Raw genomic sequence first — 15,932 nt, forward strand, 5'->3', positions numbered from 1 at the left:
ATCGGGATCGGGGAGAAGAGGATCAGCTGGACGAGACCGAGGTACAGGGTGTTCTTCGACTCCGCCGGTTGAGCCGTGCGGGGCCGACCGGGCGCTCCGGTGCCCCGGTGCTCACTGGCCGGTGCCGTACTTGTCGAGGACGTTGTCGGTCATCCACTGCTTGAGCCGGTCCCCGGGGCCGGAGCGCCAGCTGGCGATGACCTCCTGCACCTCGGAGACCTTCTTCTTGCCGTGGTAGCAGTCCGTGATGGCGTCGTTGACGCTCGTCGCGGCCGCGGCCGAGGCGATCGCCTGCGGCATGCTGAGGTTCATGCCCCAGAAGGGCGGCTTGGTGAGGTACTTGACGTTGGCGGCCGACCAGCTCGAGTAGTCCTTGGTGATCTGCTCGCCGCCCGGGTTGCTGATCACGGAGGCGGAAGCGGCCAGGAACGGGTAGGTCGTCGCCTGAACGTCCTTCTTGCCCTCCTCCGTGAAGGTCGGCACGCCGTTCACCCGGGTGTGGTGGACGCCTTCGACCCCGAAGTTGACCAGGGTGTACTCGGCCGTGCCGTAGGGGGCGGCGAGATAGTTCGCGACGGAGAGCAGTTCCTCGATCTGCGCGGGCTTCAGGTCGGCGTTGAGGTAGCTGATCATGCTGGCGGCGGCGCCCATGTAGATGACGGGCGTGCCCGTGCCGCCGGCGGTGATGGCGTTGAACGCGCCGCGCCGGTAGTTCGGGTCCGCGGCGGTGCCGGACTGGTGGTCGGACAGGTTCCAGGCGCCCAGTCCGCCGCCCGCGATGAGCACCTTGCCGCTGTAGAAGCGGGTGGCCCCGTTGGCGACGTCACCGGCGAGCGTGTCCGGGTGCATGTAGCCCGTGGCGGCCAGGCGGTTGTGCCAGTCGAGGGCTTCCAGGAACTCCTGGGTCTCGAACGGGTGGACCAGCTTGCCGTTGTCGACCCTCCAGTTCATGGGGACGTTCCAGGCGGTCTGGAGGTAGGTCCACACGTCGTCGAAGGCCCACACACCCCGCTTGGCGGCGGTCAGTTCCTTGCCGAGGTTCATCAGGTCGTCGGCGGACTTGATCTGGTCGGCCGTGATGCCCCGGGCTTCGAGGATGTCCCGGCGGTAGAAGGTGGCGCCGGGGATGCCGAAGCTGGTGGAGAAGCAGGGGATCCCGTACAGCTTGTCGCCCCAGACCCCGTTCTGCCACGCGCCGGTGGGGAGGGCGGCCAGGTTGGGGTACTTCTTGATGTTGTCGCCGGACAGGTACGGCGTGAGGTCCGCGAGCTGGGTACCGGCCAGCCCACCGGTGTTGAAGCTGCTGTTCAGCCAGGACGGCAGGTTGATCCAGTCCGGCAGTTTCTTGGCGGCGGTCATCGTCGGGATGATGGTGCTGTAGTTGATCCCGTCCGCCGGCTTGACGGTCAGGTCGATCCCGAGGGCCTTGTTCATCGCCTGGTAGAAGGAGTTGCCGACGGGCGGGTTGGTGCCCCACATCGGGGTGATCGCCGTGTAGCTGCCGCCCTTGCCCGGAACGCCGGAGACGGTGACGGGCGGGGAGGCCGGGTAGGAGAGGAAGGCGGGGTCGGTAGCGGCGCCGGACCCGCCCTGCACGGGGGCAATGTCCGGCTTGACCGCGTTGCCGTTCGGCACATAGCTCGGCAGCGCCGCCTTCAGGCCTTCTCCGGTGTTCGCACCGGACTTCTTGGTCGAGCCGCTGCCGCAGGCGGACAGGAGCGGTGCCATCGCGGCGGCCCCCGCGACTGTGGCGGCAGTGCTCAGGAAGCTCCTGCGGTTCAAGCCGGATCTCATGGCGCGGGCCCTCTCCGTCGAAGTGTCGAAGCGGTTCTATGTTGCGGCGAGACTAACGACGCGTTACCAATTAAGCAAGAGACTGAACAAATGCAAATTCTCCTGAACGCCTGGGTAGTTGATAGGCCCAATGGGGAGCGTGTCAGCGTCGAACCGCTTCGACGAACGCCACCGCGCCCGCCGCCCGACGGGTTCTCCGTCGACTTCCCGTTCCGTGTCCGCAGCCGAGCTGCATCCGTTCCGCGACCCGGATCCGGAGGAGGCCCCGAAGAAGGGCCACGACAGAGAGGAACCCCAGTCGACGCACGACTGGGGTTCCTCATGGTGGTGAGTATCGGTCAGCAGGTGGAGTCGCCCACGCCGTAGACCCCTCGTCTACGAGCCGGCGGACCGCACCACGTCGCGATCACCGTGGATCTGGCGGGTCAGCGCTGCAGGCTGAGGAGGCCCGGCCGGTACGGCAGCTTCTCGTAGGGGGTGGTGTCCCCCGGCGCGCCGGGGGTCCTGCCCTGGTAGAGCAACTGCAGGTTGCAGGCGTCCACGGTCATGGTCTGGTCGGGGTTGTTGCGGACCAGGTCGCCGTGGCTGATGTCGTTGGTCCAGGTGGCGCCGCTGTTGGCCTTGCCCGCGAAGGGGTTGGACTCGGTGGCGGCCTGCGGGGTCCACGTACCGTCCAGGCTGGAGGCGGTGAACGAGCGGAAGAAGCGCTGCTCGGACGCGCCCCGAGCCTCGACGATCATGAGGTACTGGTTCTGGCCCTGGACCTTGTAGACCTGCGGCGCCTCGAACAGGTTCTTCTCCGTGTCGCTCATGATCGTCGTGTACGACGAGCCGAAGCTGCTCGGGAAGTTTCCGATCGGCATGCTCGCCCGGTAGATCTTGCCGTTGTCACCGGCGAAGAACAGGTACATGTTCTGGCCGTCGGCGATCAGGGTCGGGTCGATCGGGACGCCGCCCTCGCCGGCGGGGAAGCTGGCGGTGAACAGGTTCTGCGGCGCGGACCAGCCGTTGGGGTTGGTGGGGTCGCTGGACGTGCGGTAGGTGAAGGTCCAGTTGGTGCCCCACCCCAGGGAGGCCAGTACCCAGATGTTCTTGGGTGCGAAGTAGAACAGCTGGGGTGCCACCGCGCCCTGGTTCATCTTGGTCTGGGTGGCCGTCGCCATGTCCGACCAGTTCGTGAAGGGGCTGAAGCCCATCGAGCCCCAGTTGCCGTCGGAGTACGTCGCGTAGACCAGGTGCTTGCCGTTGTACGTCGTGGTGGTGAAGTCCTTCAGCGCGGCCCACCCGTTCGCCGGCTGCGCCAGCGCGCCGGTCGAGCTCCACCGGTAGGTCGACGGAAGCGAGCACGTGGTCGTGGACAGGCCGGTCCACTTCTGGTTGCCGGCGCCGGTGCAGTTCCAGAGCTGCACCGCCGTGCCGTTGGCCGTCCCGGCGCCCGAGACGTCCAGGCACAGCCCGGACTCCACGGCGACGATCGTGCCGTCGGCGTTCGCCCGCCACTGCTGGTTCGTCCCGCCGCTGCAGCTCCAGATCGCCACCCGGGTACCGGCGGTGTTGGCGTGGCCCGGGACGTCCAGGCACTTGCTGCCGTACACGGTCAGCTGGTTGCTGTCCGTCAGCGTCCACTGCTGGTTGGTCGCGCCGTTGCAGTCCCAGATGTTCAGGAGCGTGCCGTCGGTCTGGCTGGCGCCCGGCACGTCGAGACACCGGCCGGAAGCCACACCGCGCACGGCGCCGGTGGTGGCCGCCTGAGCCGGGCCGGCGGCGAGCATCGCCGCCAGTGCGGCCAGGACCGCGAGGGCGGCGGCGAGCACCGCGAACGGATGTGTGCGGCTGACATCAGGTCTGAACATGGTGAACTCGGCATCCTTGAGCAAGCGACTCGGGTGGGGGAGGGGAGGCCGCGGCAAGATGTTAGCGCTAACAAATTGCGGCAGGGGAGAGCAGTGGTGGGGTGAGGGGTTGATTCCACGTTTATAGACCCGGCGCCTCGATCATGTCCAGGGATGTGCACGCGCTGTCTTCGGTCCACTTCCTCGTGCGGGCCGGCGGTTGCGGCAGGTGTTGCCGTCGCACCGGCCGGGCGGCGGCGGTGAGTGCCACGTGACGTGGGGGCGCGCAGTCGCCCTCGTGGATCCGGCCTCGCCCTTGCTCGCGTCGGATGCCGTGAACGCTCGTACGGTCTCGGAGTCCTGCGGCCGCCTCAGGCGCCGGCTGGTGCCGAGGCCCGGCCTCCTGCCGAAGCCATCGGCAAGCTCGCCGCCTGGCGGGCGGGGCCCGCCTCCACCGGCATCGCGACAGACGGCCGTACAGCCGGATCGGCGAATGCGCGCGCTAACAATCCGTCCATGCGCGATGTCTTGACCGCGCCCCGACCTCTGGCCATAGTGATGGCCATTGCGACGCGACCGAGGTGTCGGCTCCACGCTCACGGCACACCCCTCTTCTCGGTCACGATTGTTAGCGCTAACAATGAACCGCCTTCCTTCTTCCACCCCGCGAAGGACCGTTCATGACCATGCGAACGTGGCTGCTCCGTGCCCGGCGGGCGCTGCTGGCGGCGGGAACGACCGCTGCGCTCGCCGCCGCCCCCTGGAGCTGACCGGCGGCCCCGCGCCGGGGCGGGTGCCGAAGACCGCCGAGTCCGCACCGGCCCTCGGGGGCGTCAACCCGACCCGCGCCGCCCGCACGACCGGGCGGCGGGAGTTCGTCGAGCTCACCTCACACCCCACCCTGTGAAGGAGTACTTCATGAAGAAACCACCGTGGATCCGCCGCGCCGGACGCGCGCTCCTCGGGGCCGGTACGACCGTGGTGCTCGCCGCCGGCCTGCTCACGGTCGCGGCCACCACCTCGCAGGCCGCCACCCAGGGGCCGTGCGACATCTACGCCGCGGGCGGCACCCCGTGCGTCGCCGCGCACTCCACCACCCGGGCCCTCTACGCGGCGTACAACGGCCCGCTCTACCAGGTCAGGCGCGCCTCCGACGGCACGACCAAGGACATCGGCGTACTGAGCGCCGGCGGATACGCCGACGCCGCCGCGCAGGATTCCTTCTGCGCGGGCACCAGCTGCGTCATCACCGTCATCTACGACGAGTCCGGCAAGGGCAACCACCTCGCCCAGGCGCCCAGGGGCCACTTTCCCGGTCCGGCCGCGGATGGGAACGACAACCCGGCCAACGCCTTCGAGGCACCCGTCACGGTGGCCGGCCACAAGGCGTACGGCGTCTACGTGGCCCCCGGGACCGGCTACCGGAACAACAAGACCAACGGCATCGCCACCGGCGACCAACCGGAGGGCATGTACGCGATCTTCGACGGCACGCACTTCAACGGCGGCTGCTGCTTCGACTACGGCAACGCCGAGACGACCGGCAACGACGACGGCAACGGCACCATGGAGGCCCTCTACTTCGGCGACAGCAAGGGCTGGGGCTGGGGCAGCGGCAACGGCCCCTGGGTCATGGCCGACCTGGAGAACGGCCTGTTCTCCGGGGTGAACCGCGGCTTCAACGCGGGTGATCCCAGCGTCAACAACCGGTTCCTGACCGCCATGCTCAAGGGCGGCCCGAACCAGTGGGCCATCCGCGGCGGCGACGCCCAGTCGGGCAGCCTGTCCACCTACTACAGCGGCGTACGCCCCAACGCCCCCGGCTACAACCCGATGAAGAAGCAGGGCGCGATCATCCTCGGCATCGGTGGCGACAACAGCAACGCGAGCGCCGGCACCTTCTACGAAGGCGTCATGACCTCGGGCTACCCGTCGGACGCCACCGAGAACGCCGTCCAGGCCAACATCACCGCCGCCGGCTACACCAGCGGCTCGACCAGCACCGGAACCCTCACCCCCGGCTCCCGGATCTCCCTGCAGGCCACCACCGCGCCCTGCTGCACCTCCCACTACCTGCGCCACAACGATGCCGACGACAAGGTCGTCATCTCCGCCGTCAACTCCTCCAGTTCGGCGATCGACAAGGCCGACGCCACCTGGATCGTCCGCGCCGGTCTGGCCAACACCTCCTGCCTGACCTTCGAGTCCGCCAACAAACCCGGCCAGTTCCTGCGCCACTTCAACTACGAGCTCTACCTGAGCTTCGACACCGGCTCCGGCACCTTCGCGCAGGACGCCACCTTCTGCCCCACCACGGGCAACAGCGGGGTCGGCCGCTCCTTCCAGTCCGTCAACTACCCGACGAAGTACATCCGCCACTACAACTTCACGGCCTACATAGCCGGCAACGGCGGCTCCAACAGCTGGGACAGCAGCACCAGTTGGGCCGCCGACACCAGCTGGCTGGTCGACCAGCCCCGGGGCTGAGCCGCCGGGCCCCACCCTCGCGCACCGGCCCGCCACCGCTTCGCCGGCGGTTGCGGGCCGGTGCTTCGAGCCGGCTCACGGGTTGCTGCCGACTCGCCGTGGTGGGCCGGTTCCCGTCGTCGGGCGCCGTCGCCAGGGCTCGTCAGAGTCAGCGTCCGTGCCGGAATCGTGCCGGGGTGGTTCCGCACGCCTCGGTGAAGACCCGGTAGAAGCGGCTGACCGAGCCGAAGCCTGCGGCCACGGCCACCTGGCTCGCGGGAAGGTCGGTGGTCACCAGCAGTCGGCGTGCTTCGGCGAGCCGGTACAGCTTCAGGTACTCGCCGATCGTGGTGCGCACGACCTTGCGGAACTGGGTCATGGCGTACGTCGGGTGGACGTTCGCCGCTGCGGCGACGTCCGCCACCGTGACCGGCTCGCGGAAGTGACCGGCGATGTACCGCGCCATGGACACCGCCTGGCGCAGGGCGGGATCGTCACCGGCGTACCGGTGTGCCGGGTCGCCGACCGCGGCGAGCGCCAGGCGCCGGACGCGCGCCTGCACCTCCAGCATCGCGATGCGGTGCAGTTCCTCGTCGCCCGCGGCCAGATCGACGGCCCACTGGGAAAACTTCACCGGGTCGCTCGCGTCGGCGCGGGCCGCGGGAGTGATCACCGGCACCCCGGAGAGCACGCGGGCGAGGAGCGGTTGCGGCAGCCCCCAGGCCAGGAACTGGTCGAAGGGCACGTGCAGCCAGTGCACGCGAGTCGCCCGGCTCGCCACCAGCTGGTGCGGGATCGCCGCCCAGAACACGGCGAGGCCACCCGCCTCGACTTCGAGGAGTTCGCCGCCGTAGAGGTAGAGCATCGACCCGCCGTCGGCCACGAAGTTGATCTCCAGGTCGTCGTGCCGGTGCGCCGTCGACATCAGCACCGGGCGCCCGGACCAGACGCGCAGGTATGACGGTTCGTCGATCAGCGTGCCCTGAGGATCCAAGAAGTTCTCGCTTCGAAACGGTGCAGACGTCGCATCTGCTCGGATCCTATCGTCGTGGGCAGTGCCGGTACTCGCGCCGTCCTGCGATCGGCAGCAGCTCACATCCCCTCTACCGTTCCTCTGGAGCTCCGCGTGTTCTCACTTGGCATCGTCGGTGCCGGCCAGTTCGCCGGTTCGTTCGCCAAACTCTGGCACCTGCACCCGGACGTCGGTGACATCAAGGTCACCGACCTGATCCCGGAGCGTGCCGAGCAACTGGTCACCGACTACGACCTCGCCGGCACGGTCCCCTCGTTCGAGGACATGCTCGATTCCGATCTCGACGCCATCGCGCTCTTCACCCAGCGCTGGACGCACGGCCCGCTCGCCGTGCGGGCACTGCGCGCGGGCAAGGACGTCTACAGTGCGGTGCCCATGGCCGTGACCGAGGCCGAGATCGCGGACATCATCGCCGCGGTCGAGGAGACCGGTCGGATCTACATGATGGGTGAGACGAGCCACTACCACCCGGCGACGGTCTACGCGCGCGCCCAGATCGCCGCGGGAGCGTTCGGTCGGGTCTTCTACGCGGAGGGCGACTACGTCCACGACATGGACTGGGGCTTCTACGACGCGTACAGGTACAGCGGCGGTGAGAACTGGAAGTCCACTGCCAGCTATCCTCCGCTGCTCTACCCCACGCACTCGATCGGCGGGGTCCTCGGCGCCTGGCAGACCCACGCCGTGAGCGTCTCGGCGATCGGTGTCCCGGACGAGCGCGGCGATGGCGTGTTCGACCGCGAGATCAGCCAGTTCGACAACGACTTCTCCAACGCGACCGCATTGTTCGAGGTCGCGGGCGGCGGGAGCTTCCGCACGAACGAGTTCCGCCGGGTCGGATACATCGGCAAGGAGTCGCGCTTCCGCTTCTTCGGCACGGAGGGAGTCTTCGAACAGCTCGGTTCGGTGAGTCTGTGGCAGGACAAGAAGGGCGAGTACGACCTCACCGAGCACCTGCACCCCGCACCCACCCTGGCCCCGGACGACCCGACCCTCGCCCACGTCGCCCCGGAACTGCGCGGCGCCTTCGCCTCCGGCACCGCACCGGTCCACGACCGCTCCCGGCTGCCGCGAGAGTTCGAGCACGCCCCCAACGGCCACGAAGGCAGCCATCACTTCCTCGCCGACGACTTCGCCGTGGCGGTCACGACGCGAACGCCCCCGGCGCTGCACGCCTGGACCGCCGCCCGTTACACGCTCCCCGGCATCATCGCCCACCAGTCCGCCCGCCAAGGTGGAGCGCGCCTGCCCATCCCCGACCACGGAGACGGACCCCGGACCGCGTAGCACCACCGGACCCAGGTGTCGGCGCACTGATCCGGGGAGGCCGGTGCCGTCGGGTGTCGCAGGTGGCACCGGCCACCGTGGCCGTGGCACCCGCACGGCATGCGTCCGGGCGGCCGAGACGAACAGAGGAACAGACCCTTGTCCTACAGCATTCGCGCGGGCGCTCTGGAGCGGCACACCGCGGCGGAGATCCTCCGCATCGAGCCCTGGGGACCGGACGCCGTCCGGGTGCGGGCGTCGTCCGGGACCATCGACCCCGCCGCCCCCGGCGCGCTGGAGAGCCCCCCGCCCTGCCCGCCCGCCGAGCTGTCCGTGTCGGACGACGGCTGTGCCCGGCTGGTCAACGGCGGCCTGGCCGTCGAGGCCTCGGCGGACGGCCGGCTGAGGTTCCGCCACGCCGTCTCGGGCCGCGAACTCCTCGCCGAGCGGGGCCCGTACGCGCATCACGACGGCTCGCGCGTCCACGCGGCGGGCGGCCGGACGGAGCAGTCCTTCGAGGCCTACGACGGTGAACGGCTGCACGGTCTGGGGCAGCACCTGCACGGGCGCCTGGACCAGAAGGGCTGTGTGATCGACCTGGTCCAGAGCAACACCGTGGCGGCCATCCCCTTCCTGCACTCCTCGCGCGGCTACGGACTGCTGTGGAACAACCCCGCCACCGGCCGGGTCGAACTGGGCGCAGACACCACCCGGTGGACCGCCGACGCCGGCGGACGCGTCGACTACTGGATCACCGCCGGCGACACCCCGGCCCGGATCCTGGACTCCTACACCCGGGCCACCGGCCGCCCGCCCCTGCTGCCCGAGTGGGCGTCCGGCTTCTGGCAGTCGAAACTGCGCTACCGCACCCAGGACGAACTCCTCTCGGTGGCACGGCAGTACGAGGAGCTCGGACTGCCGCTGTCCGTCATCGTCTGCGACTTCTTCCACTGGCCGAGGATGGGCGACTGGCGTTTCGAGGAGAGCGAGTGGCCCGACCCCGCGGCCATGGTGGAGGAACTGGCGGACCTGGGCGTGAAACTCGCCGTCTCGGTGTGGCCCACCGTCGAGCCCGGCAGCGACTCGTACGACGAGCTGCGCTCGGCCGGACACCTCGTACGGGACGCCGGCGGCGGCCTGCTCACCTATCCGTGGCCGTCCCGGCACAGCGGGCACGCGCTGATCCGCCCCATGGCCTACTACGACGCCACCCACCCCGGCGCACGCGCCGCACTGTGGCAGCGGCTGGACGACAACTACCGTTCGCTGGGCGTGGCGTGCTTCTGGCTGGACGCCTGCGAGCCCGACCTGCCCCGGGACCTCGCCGAACGCGCCGTCTACGCGGCCGGGCCGGCCGCCGAGGCCGCGAACCTCTACCCGCTGCAGCACACCCGCGCGGTCGCCGACGGCCTGCGCGCGGCGGGCGAGGAGCGGCCGCTGTCGCTGGTCCGCTCCGCCTGGGCGGGCAGCCAGGCCCACGGGGCCCTGCTGTGGTCGGGCGACATCCCCACCACCTTCGACTCCCTGGCCCGCCAGATCAGGGCCGGGCTGAACGTCGCGATGAGCGGGATTCCCTGGTGGAACACCGACATCGGCGGCTTCTTCGGCGGCGACCCGGACGATCCGGCGTACCGCGAGTTGCTGATCCGGTGGTTCCAGTACGGCACCTTCTGCCCCGTCATGCGGCTGCACGGGGACCGCGCGCCCAATCACCCCGCCTTCTCGGCGGACATGACCGGCGGGCCGAACGAGGTCTGGTCGTACGGGGAGGAGGCGTTCGGCATCCTGCGCGACCACCTGCTGCTGCGCGAGCGCCTGCGCCCGTACCTGAGCAGGCTGTCCGAGGACGCCCACCGCACCGGTGCCCCGCCGATGCGCCCGCTGTTCTTCGACTTCCCCGAGGACGAGCGCGCCTGGGAGGTGGACGACCAGTTCCTGCTCGGCCCGGACGTGCTGGTGGCACCGGTGTACGAGGCGGGCACCCGGACGCGCCGGGTGTACCTGCCGTCCGGCGCGCGTTGGTCCGACCCGGTCACCGGACGGGTGGTGGAGGGCGGAACGACGCACGACGCCGAGGCCCCGCTGGAGCGCATCCCGGTCTTCGTGCGGGAAGGGGCCGACGTCGCAGCCCGGTTCGGCTGACCTCGCCCGAAGCCTTCGGCGCAGGGCCGAGCATCACGTGCCCGGACGGATCGGCGATGCCGTGCCCTCGGGCCGGGGCCGTGCGGGAGTGCCCGGCGGGAGGTCTGCCGGGCCCGGGTGGTGCGCGGCCCGACCGCCTGACGCGGCGCGCGGCTGCGCCCCGTGGAGCTATGGCTGGTCGAAGGTCCAGACGAGCACCACCTGCTTGTCTTCCAGGGTGCCCCCGGCGCGGCTGTACGTCGCCCGTGCCGCCACGTTGTCCTCGTCCGTGATCACCCACATGCCGTAGCAGTCGCGTTCGCGTGCCAGGTCTGCGAGCGCCGACGCCAGAGCCCGGCCGACACCGCGCCCGCGGAACGACTCCTCCACGCCCAGCTCGTACAGGAACATCTCGGTGCCCTTGTCCGGGTGGGTCATCTCGACGCCGGTGACCATCCCCGCCGGGACGTCGTCCACGTAGGCGATCAGGAGGTGATGGCGCTCGTCTGCGAGGAACTGCCCGGTCGCCTCCGGCCGAGGAGGCGAGTCGAACAAGTGCCCGGCATCCGTGACGGCTTCGACCTGAGTGATGCGACGGATCTCCATCCGGGGATCCTGACAGGTCCCGGCACGGAGGGCACCGGGTTTCTCCCTCATGCCGTGATCACCGACCAGATCCTCCCCGCCCCCGGCAGCCAGGGCGTCCGGCTGCCGGAGGCGGCTCCGCACGCCTCGACAGCCTCGGGCCCCAGCACCTCGGTTCCTGCCCGGGACGGCTGAAAGCCCCGTGCGGGGCGGGCCCGAGGGGGCCCGCCCCGCACGGACGAGGACCGTCATCAGCCATGAGGTGATCGCCCCGAACGGCCGCGAGCCGCGCACGGCTGATCCGGGTCACCGCGACCGGTGCGCACGCGGTGTCATCCCAGGGTCCACTGCTGGTTCCTGCCGCCGCTGCAGGTCCACAGCTGGACGGGCGTGCCGTCGGTGGTGGCCAGGCCGGCCACGTCCAGGCAGAGGCCCGACTGCACTCCGGTGACGGTGCCGTTGGAGTTCAGCTGCCACTGCTGGTTGGGCTGGCCGTTGCAGGACCAGACGATCGCCTTGGTGCCGGCGGTCGTACCGTGTGCGTTGGCGTCCAGGCACAGGGTGGTGCCGCCCACGGTCACGGTCAGCTGGTTCGACGGAGTGCGGGTCCAGGTCTGGTTCGCACCGCCGTTGCAGGCGTAGATCTGCTGCTGTGTGCCCGGCGTCGTGTTCGCGTCCGTCAGGCACTTGCCCGCAGCCACCGCGTGCAGCGGGCCGGTCGTACCGCTGCCGGAGGACCCCGCGTCCAGGCCCATGAAGTGGATCGCGTCGGCGGCCATCGCGGAGCCCTGTACCGGCAGTTGGTGTCCGGCTCCGGCGATGCTGTACGCCTCGACCTGGGTGGTGCCGGCGCTGTTGTTGTACCGAGTACGGGTCCAGTTGGCGACGGGGGTCTCCGTGGTCGACGGGGTCTGGCCCACACCGAGGACATCGGTCCACTGCTTGATCTCTTCGCCGAGGTTGTTGTGGCTCAGCGTCGTGTCGGCGGTTCCGTGCCACAGCTGCACACGCGGACGCGGACCGGTGTAGCCGGGATACGCCGTGCGCACCAGACCGCCCCACTGCTGCGGGGTCATGGCGACCTTGCCCTGGGCGCACGCCGAGTTCCAGCCGCGTGCGGAGCCGGTGTAGAAGCAGTGGTACGGCACTCCCATGAATGCGGCGCCCGCCTTGAACACGTCGGGGTAGTCGGCGAGCATCACGTTCGTCATCATCCCGCCCGACGACTCCCCGGTCACGTACACGGCGTTGGCGTTGCCGCCGTAGTGCTGTTCCGTGTAGGTGATCATCGACATGAGCCCGGCCGGGTCACTGCCGCCGTTGCGGGTCAGCGCCTGATCGGAGGAGACGTCCCAGCAACTTCCGTTGGGGTTCGTCGAGGGGTAGATGACGAGGAACCCGTACCGGTCGGCCAGCGACGCGAAGTCGGTACTCGAGTACATGTAGGGCCCGTTCCCCTGGCACCCGTGCAGGGCCAGCAGGATCGGGGGGTTGGCCTTGACGTTGTTCGGCACGTACAGGTGCATGAGCAGGCCGGTCGGGTTGGTGCCGAAGTTCGTGATCTGGGTCAGTGACGCGGCGGCGGCCTGGGGGGCGGCCTGCAGGCTCAGGCCGACCGCGAGGCCGACCGCGGCAGCCAGGCCCAGCAAGCGGGACTTGAGGGAGCGTGATCGGAACATGGACCTCTCCGTCCGAAATTGTTTTTAGCGTTAATTATGTTCCGGTGGCACCGCCGAAAAGACAACACCGGTGCACGCACCCATCCCGGCGACGGTCCGGCGCGACCGTCAACCACCCAGCCCCGACCAGTCGCAGAGGCCCGGGCGCGCCGAGCTCGTGTGCGCGGACCCGCCGGCAGGCCGACGCCAAGACCGTCGGTGTCGGCACCGAGGGCCGGTCTGTGAGAAAGGTTGACCGCGGCTGCGGAGTGATGCAGGCTGCCGCCGTCGCCTTCAAGACGTCCCACCACCTTTTTGGAGGAGTCGGTCCCTTCGCGCGCTTGTGAGCGCTCACATGGCGGCCCGCGCCGGCGCGCCCCAGGCGGCGCCCCACCCGCGCCCACGAGCGTGGGTCCGCCCCCACATGATCGAACCGTTTCAACTGGCCCGCGGAGGATCCGTTGGCCGGCGCCCTGAACTCCTGTCCCCCCGCAGCGAAGGAAGAGCCCATGAAACGCAGCTCCTTACGCACCTCCGTGCCGGCCTCGATCATCGTCATCGTGGCCGCGATCAGCATCGCGCTGGGTACCGCCCTGAGCGCGACCGCCGCTCCGGTCAGCGCCGCCGCGGCCACCGGCGGCTGCGGCAAGGCACCGGCGCTGGCGAGCGGTCCCCACACGATCGCCAGCGGCGGCCAGAACCGCGGCTACATCCTGAGGGTCCCCGCCAACTACGACCAGAACCGCCCCTACCGGTTGATCTTCGGATTCCACTGGAGGGGCGGCACGGCCAACGACGTCGACTCCGGCGGCACCGACGGGTACAACTGGTCCTACTACGGCCTCAGGCGACTGGCGGACAACGAGAACAACGGCACCATCTTCGTCGCGCCCCAGGGCCTCGACAACGGCTGGGCCAACTCCAACGGCCAGGACGTCACCTTCGTCGACGACATGACCAGGCAGCTCGAAGCCGGCCTGTGCGTCGACACGACCCAGCTCTTCTCCGCCGGTTTCAGCTACGGCGGTGCGATGACCTATGCCCTCGCCTGCGCCCGGCCGACGGTCTTCCGCGCGGTCGCGGTCTACGCGGGGGCGAACCTGAGCGGATGCGGTGGCGGTACGCAACCGATCGCCTACATGGGGCTCCACGGCCTCCGCGACAACGTACTGCCCATCGCCTCGGGGAGGGCACTGCGTGACCAGTTCGTCAGGAACAACGGCTGCACCCCGCAGAACCCGGCCGAGCCGGCGTCCGGGAGTCTGACGCACACCGTCACCGCCTACTCCGGGTGCAAGTCCGGGTACCCGGTCGTCTGGGCCGCGTTCGACGGAGCGGGCCACGACCCCGGCCCGATCGACGGGTGCACCTGCGACGGCTGGCACACCTGGACCTCCGGCGAAGTGTGGAAGTTCTTCAGCCAATTCAGCTCCAGCACTCCCGCGCCCGGCGGCGGCCAGGAGATCGTGGGCCAGGCGTCGGGCCGTTGCGTGGACATCGGCAACTCCTCCACGGCCAACGGCACCCAGGCTCAACTGTGGGACTGCCAGGGCCGAACCAACCAGCGGTGGACCCCCACGGCGGGCAAGCAGCTCATGGTCTACGGCAACAAGTGCCTTGACGCCTCGGGCCAGGGGACCGGCAACGGAACCGCGGCGGTCATCTGGGACTGCAACGGGCAGGCCAACCAGCAGTGGAACATCAACTCCAACGGCACGATCACCGGAGTGCAGTCGGGCCTGTGCCTGGACGCCAGCGGCGCGGGTACGGCCAACGCGACGAAGATCCAGCTGTGGGCCTGCTCGGGCGCGGGCAACCAGCAGTGGAGTCTGCGCAGCTGAACCGGGCTCCGGGGCCGGCACTCCGCCGCTGCGGGACCGGCCCCGGAGCACCCGCCGTCCTCCGCACCGCCCCGCGAGTGCGGCCGTCGGGTTTGCCGCCGGCGCCCTCGCCCGGACGCGGGGTGGGCCGGCGTTCGGCCTTTCACGGTGACCGTCCGGCCCGCCGGCCGGACCTCGATCGTCTCCGGCGGGATGCCGGGCAGGTCGAGCGCGATCACGGAGCGGTCGTCCTCGCACCAGGCGTCCAGCGGGACCGGGGGCGGCCGCCGTCAGTGACTGGGGGCCTGGGGGAGCACCGCGATGCGGATGGACATCGTCGGACACCTCCGGCCCGGAAGGTCTTCGGGTGGGTCGCACCGGTGCGGCACGACACGAATCGCTGTACCATGTCATCCAGACGATGACATGGACCCAGTCAGCGAAAGAGTGACAATGTGGATACCCAGGACACCGGCGCGGCCGGAGCGGGCCCTGTCTCGTTCCTGGCCGCCGCTGCCGCGCTGGGCATGATGGACGCCGCCGCCCGCACCGCCTGCGACGCACCCCCGGACGCCGCGAACCAGAGCGATCCGCAGCAGGCCCTGGCCGCGCTCCTGACGCTGCGCCACCTTCGCGCGGAACTCGCCGGCTGGGAGACGGGCCTGATCGAGATCGCCCGCGATGCGGGTGCCACCTGGGCCGACCTCGCCGAGCCGATGGGCGTCCAGAGCCGTCAGGCAGCCGAACGCCGCTACCTGCGCCTACGTCCCAACTCGGAGGTCGGCACCGAGGTGGGCAGCACCGGCGAGCAGCGCGTCCAGGCCGCCCGCGACCAGCGCGCCGCCGACCGGGCGGTGACCACCTGGGCGCGCGACAACGCCGCGGACCTGCGCCGCCTCGCCGGCCAGATCGGCGCCCTGGACGGCCTCAGCACCCAAGCGGCCCCCGCGATCGAACGCCTCCTGGACGCGCTCGGCCACCACGACGCCGCCCGTCTGCTCGCCCCGCTCGCCGAGACCCGGCCCCTCCTGGAGGCGGAGCATCCCAAGATCGCCGACCGCCTCGATCAGCTCACCGCCCGAGCCGACCAGTTGCGCGCGGACAGCGGTCGGCGGCGCCGGGCTTCCCCAGCCGGGCCGTGACCAACCCCGGGCACGCCCTGCAGGTCCGCGAGCCGCACGCTGTGGACCGGCTTGCCGTCGAGCGCCCGCCCCGGCACGCGGGACGCGAGTTGACGCCCTGACGGTCCTCGGCGTGCGGACCGCCCGTATCTTCCGGACCATGACGTCTTCCGGACCCATGACGGCCGCGCCGTCCCGGACCCCGTCCGACCCTTTCCACCACTCGAAGGAGACGC

General features: G+C 70.2%; 10 protein-coding genes. 5 read left to right on the plus strand and 5 right to left on the minus strand.

Annotation, left to right across the window (positions count from 1 at the left end):
• Positions 1 to 111 precede the first annotated feature (111 nt).
• Positions 112 to 1,782, minus strand: coding sequence for a Tat pathway signal sequence domain protein (locus AB0J08_RS04425; protein WP_360626689.1), 1,671 nt, complete (start codon positions 1,780 to 1,782; stop codon positions 112 to 114).
• A gap of 437 nt (positions 1,783 to 2,219) precedes the next feature.
• On the minus strand, positions 2,220 to 3,647 hold the full coding sequence (locus AB0J08_RS04430) for a non-reducing end alpha-L-arabinofuranosidase family hydrolase (RefSeq protein WP_360626692.1): 1,428 nt from the start codon (positions 3,645 to 3,647) through the stop codon (positions 2,220 to 2,222).
• Positions 3,648 to 4,544: 897 nt separating this feature from the next.
• Here AB0J08_RS04430 and AB0J08_RS04435 point away from each other — a divergent pair.
• Entirely contained in the window at positions 4,545 to 6,113 is a 1,569-nt protein-coding gene (locus tag AB0J08_RS04435; RefSeq protein WP_360626695.1) for an alpha-L-arabinofuranosidase B, read from the plus strand.
• A 148-nt stretch (positions 6,114 to 6,261) separates the two neighbouring features.
• Here AB0J08_RS04435 and AB0J08_RS04440 read toward each other — a convergent pair whose 3' ends face one another.
• The gene (locus AB0J08_RS04440) at positions 6,262 to 7,086 is read right to left on the minus strand and encodes a helix-turn-helix domain-containing protein (RefSeq protein WP_360626698.1); all 825 of its coding nucleotides are present in this window, start codon (positions 7,084 to 7,086) and stop codon (positions 6,262 to 6,264) included.
• A 132-nt stretch (positions 7,087 to 7,218) separates the two neighbouring features.
• On the opposite strand from AB0J08_RS04440, the gene AB0J08_RS04445 reads away from it, so the two are divergent.
• Complete coding sequence (locus AB0J08_RS04445; RefSeq protein ID WP_360626701.1) at positions 7,219 to 8,412, plus strand: Gfo/Idh/MocA family oxidoreductase; 1,194 nt, start codon at positions 7,219 to 7,221, stop codon at positions 8,410 to 8,412.
• Positions 8,413 to 8,550: 138 nt separating this feature from the next.
• A complete protein-coding gene (locus AB0J08_RS04450; protein ID WP_360626704.1) occupies positions 8,551 to 10,533 on the plus strand; it encodes a glycoside hydrolase family 31 protein in 1,983 nt (660 codons plus the stop codon).
• A 168-nt stretch (positions 10,534 to 10,701) separates the two neighbouring features.
• Here AB0J08_RS04450 and AB0J08_RS04455 read toward each other — a convergent pair whose 3' ends face one another.
• Together AB0J08_RS04455 and AB0J08_RS04460 are read right to left on the minus strand one after the other, a co-directional pair.
• Entirely contained in the window at positions 10,702 to 11,118 is a 417-nt protein-coding gene (locus AB0J08_RS04455) for a GNAT family N-acetyltransferase (protein WP_360626707.1), read from the minus strand.
• A 311-nt stretch (positions 11,119 to 11,429) separates the two neighbouring features.
• Positions 11,430 to 12,776 (minus strand): PHB depolymerase family esterase, encoded by a 1,347-nt coding sequence (locus tag AB0J08_RS04460; protein ID WP_360626710.1) that lies wholly within the window; start codon positions 12,774 to 12,776, stop codon positions 11,430 to 11,432.
• A 488-nt stretch (positions 12,777 to 13,264) separates the two neighbouring features.
• Here AB0J08_RS04460 and AB0J08_RS04465 point away from each other — a divergent pair, with 488 nt between their 5' ends.
• Positions 13,265 to 14,596, plus strand: a complete 1,332-nt coding sequence (locus tag AB0J08_RS04465) for a ricin-type beta-trefoil lectin domain protein (protein ID WP_360626713.1) — start codon at positions 13,265 to 13,267, stop codon at positions 14,594 to 14,596.
• A gap of 434 nt (positions 14,597 to 15,030) precedes the next feature.
• Positions 15,031 to 15,717, plus strand: a complete 687-nt coding sequence (locus AB0J08_RS04470; RefSeq protein ID WP_360626716.1) for a type III effector protein — start codon at positions 15,031 to 15,033, stop codon at positions 15,715 to 15,717.
• Positions 15,718 to 15,932: the final 215 nt, after the last annotated feature.

This window comes from Kitasatospora sp. NPDC050463, from assembly GCF_040655255.1.
Taxonomy (GTDB): domain Bacteria; phylum Actinomycetota; class Actinomycetes; order Streptomycetales; family Streptomycetaceae; genus Kitasatospora.

What these genes read in the sequence shown, in the direction of transcription:
- AB0J08_RS04430 (WP_360626692.1), bottom strand. Translation starts at nt 3,647, where the DNA reads ATGTTCAGACCTGATGTCAGCCGCACACATCCGTTCGCGGTGCTCGCC.
- AB0J08_RS04465 (WP_360626713.1), top strand. Translation starts at nt 13,265, where the DNA reads ATGAAACGCAGCTCCTTACGCACCTCCGTGCCGGCCTCGATCATCGTC.
- AB0J08_RS04435 (WP_360626695.1), top strand. Translation starts at nt 4,545, where the DNA reads ATGAAGAAACCACCGTGGATCCGCCGCGCCGGACGCGCGCTCCTCGGG.
- AB0J08_RS04460 (WP_360626710.1), bottom strand. Translation starts at nt 12,776, where the DNA reads ATGTTCCGATCACGCTCCCTCAAGTCCCGCTTGCTGGGCCTGGCTGCC.
- AB0J08_RS04455 (WP_360626707.1), bottom strand. Translation starts at nt 11,118, where the DNA reads ATGGAGATCCGTCGCATCACTCAGGTCGAAGCCGTCACGGATGCCGGG.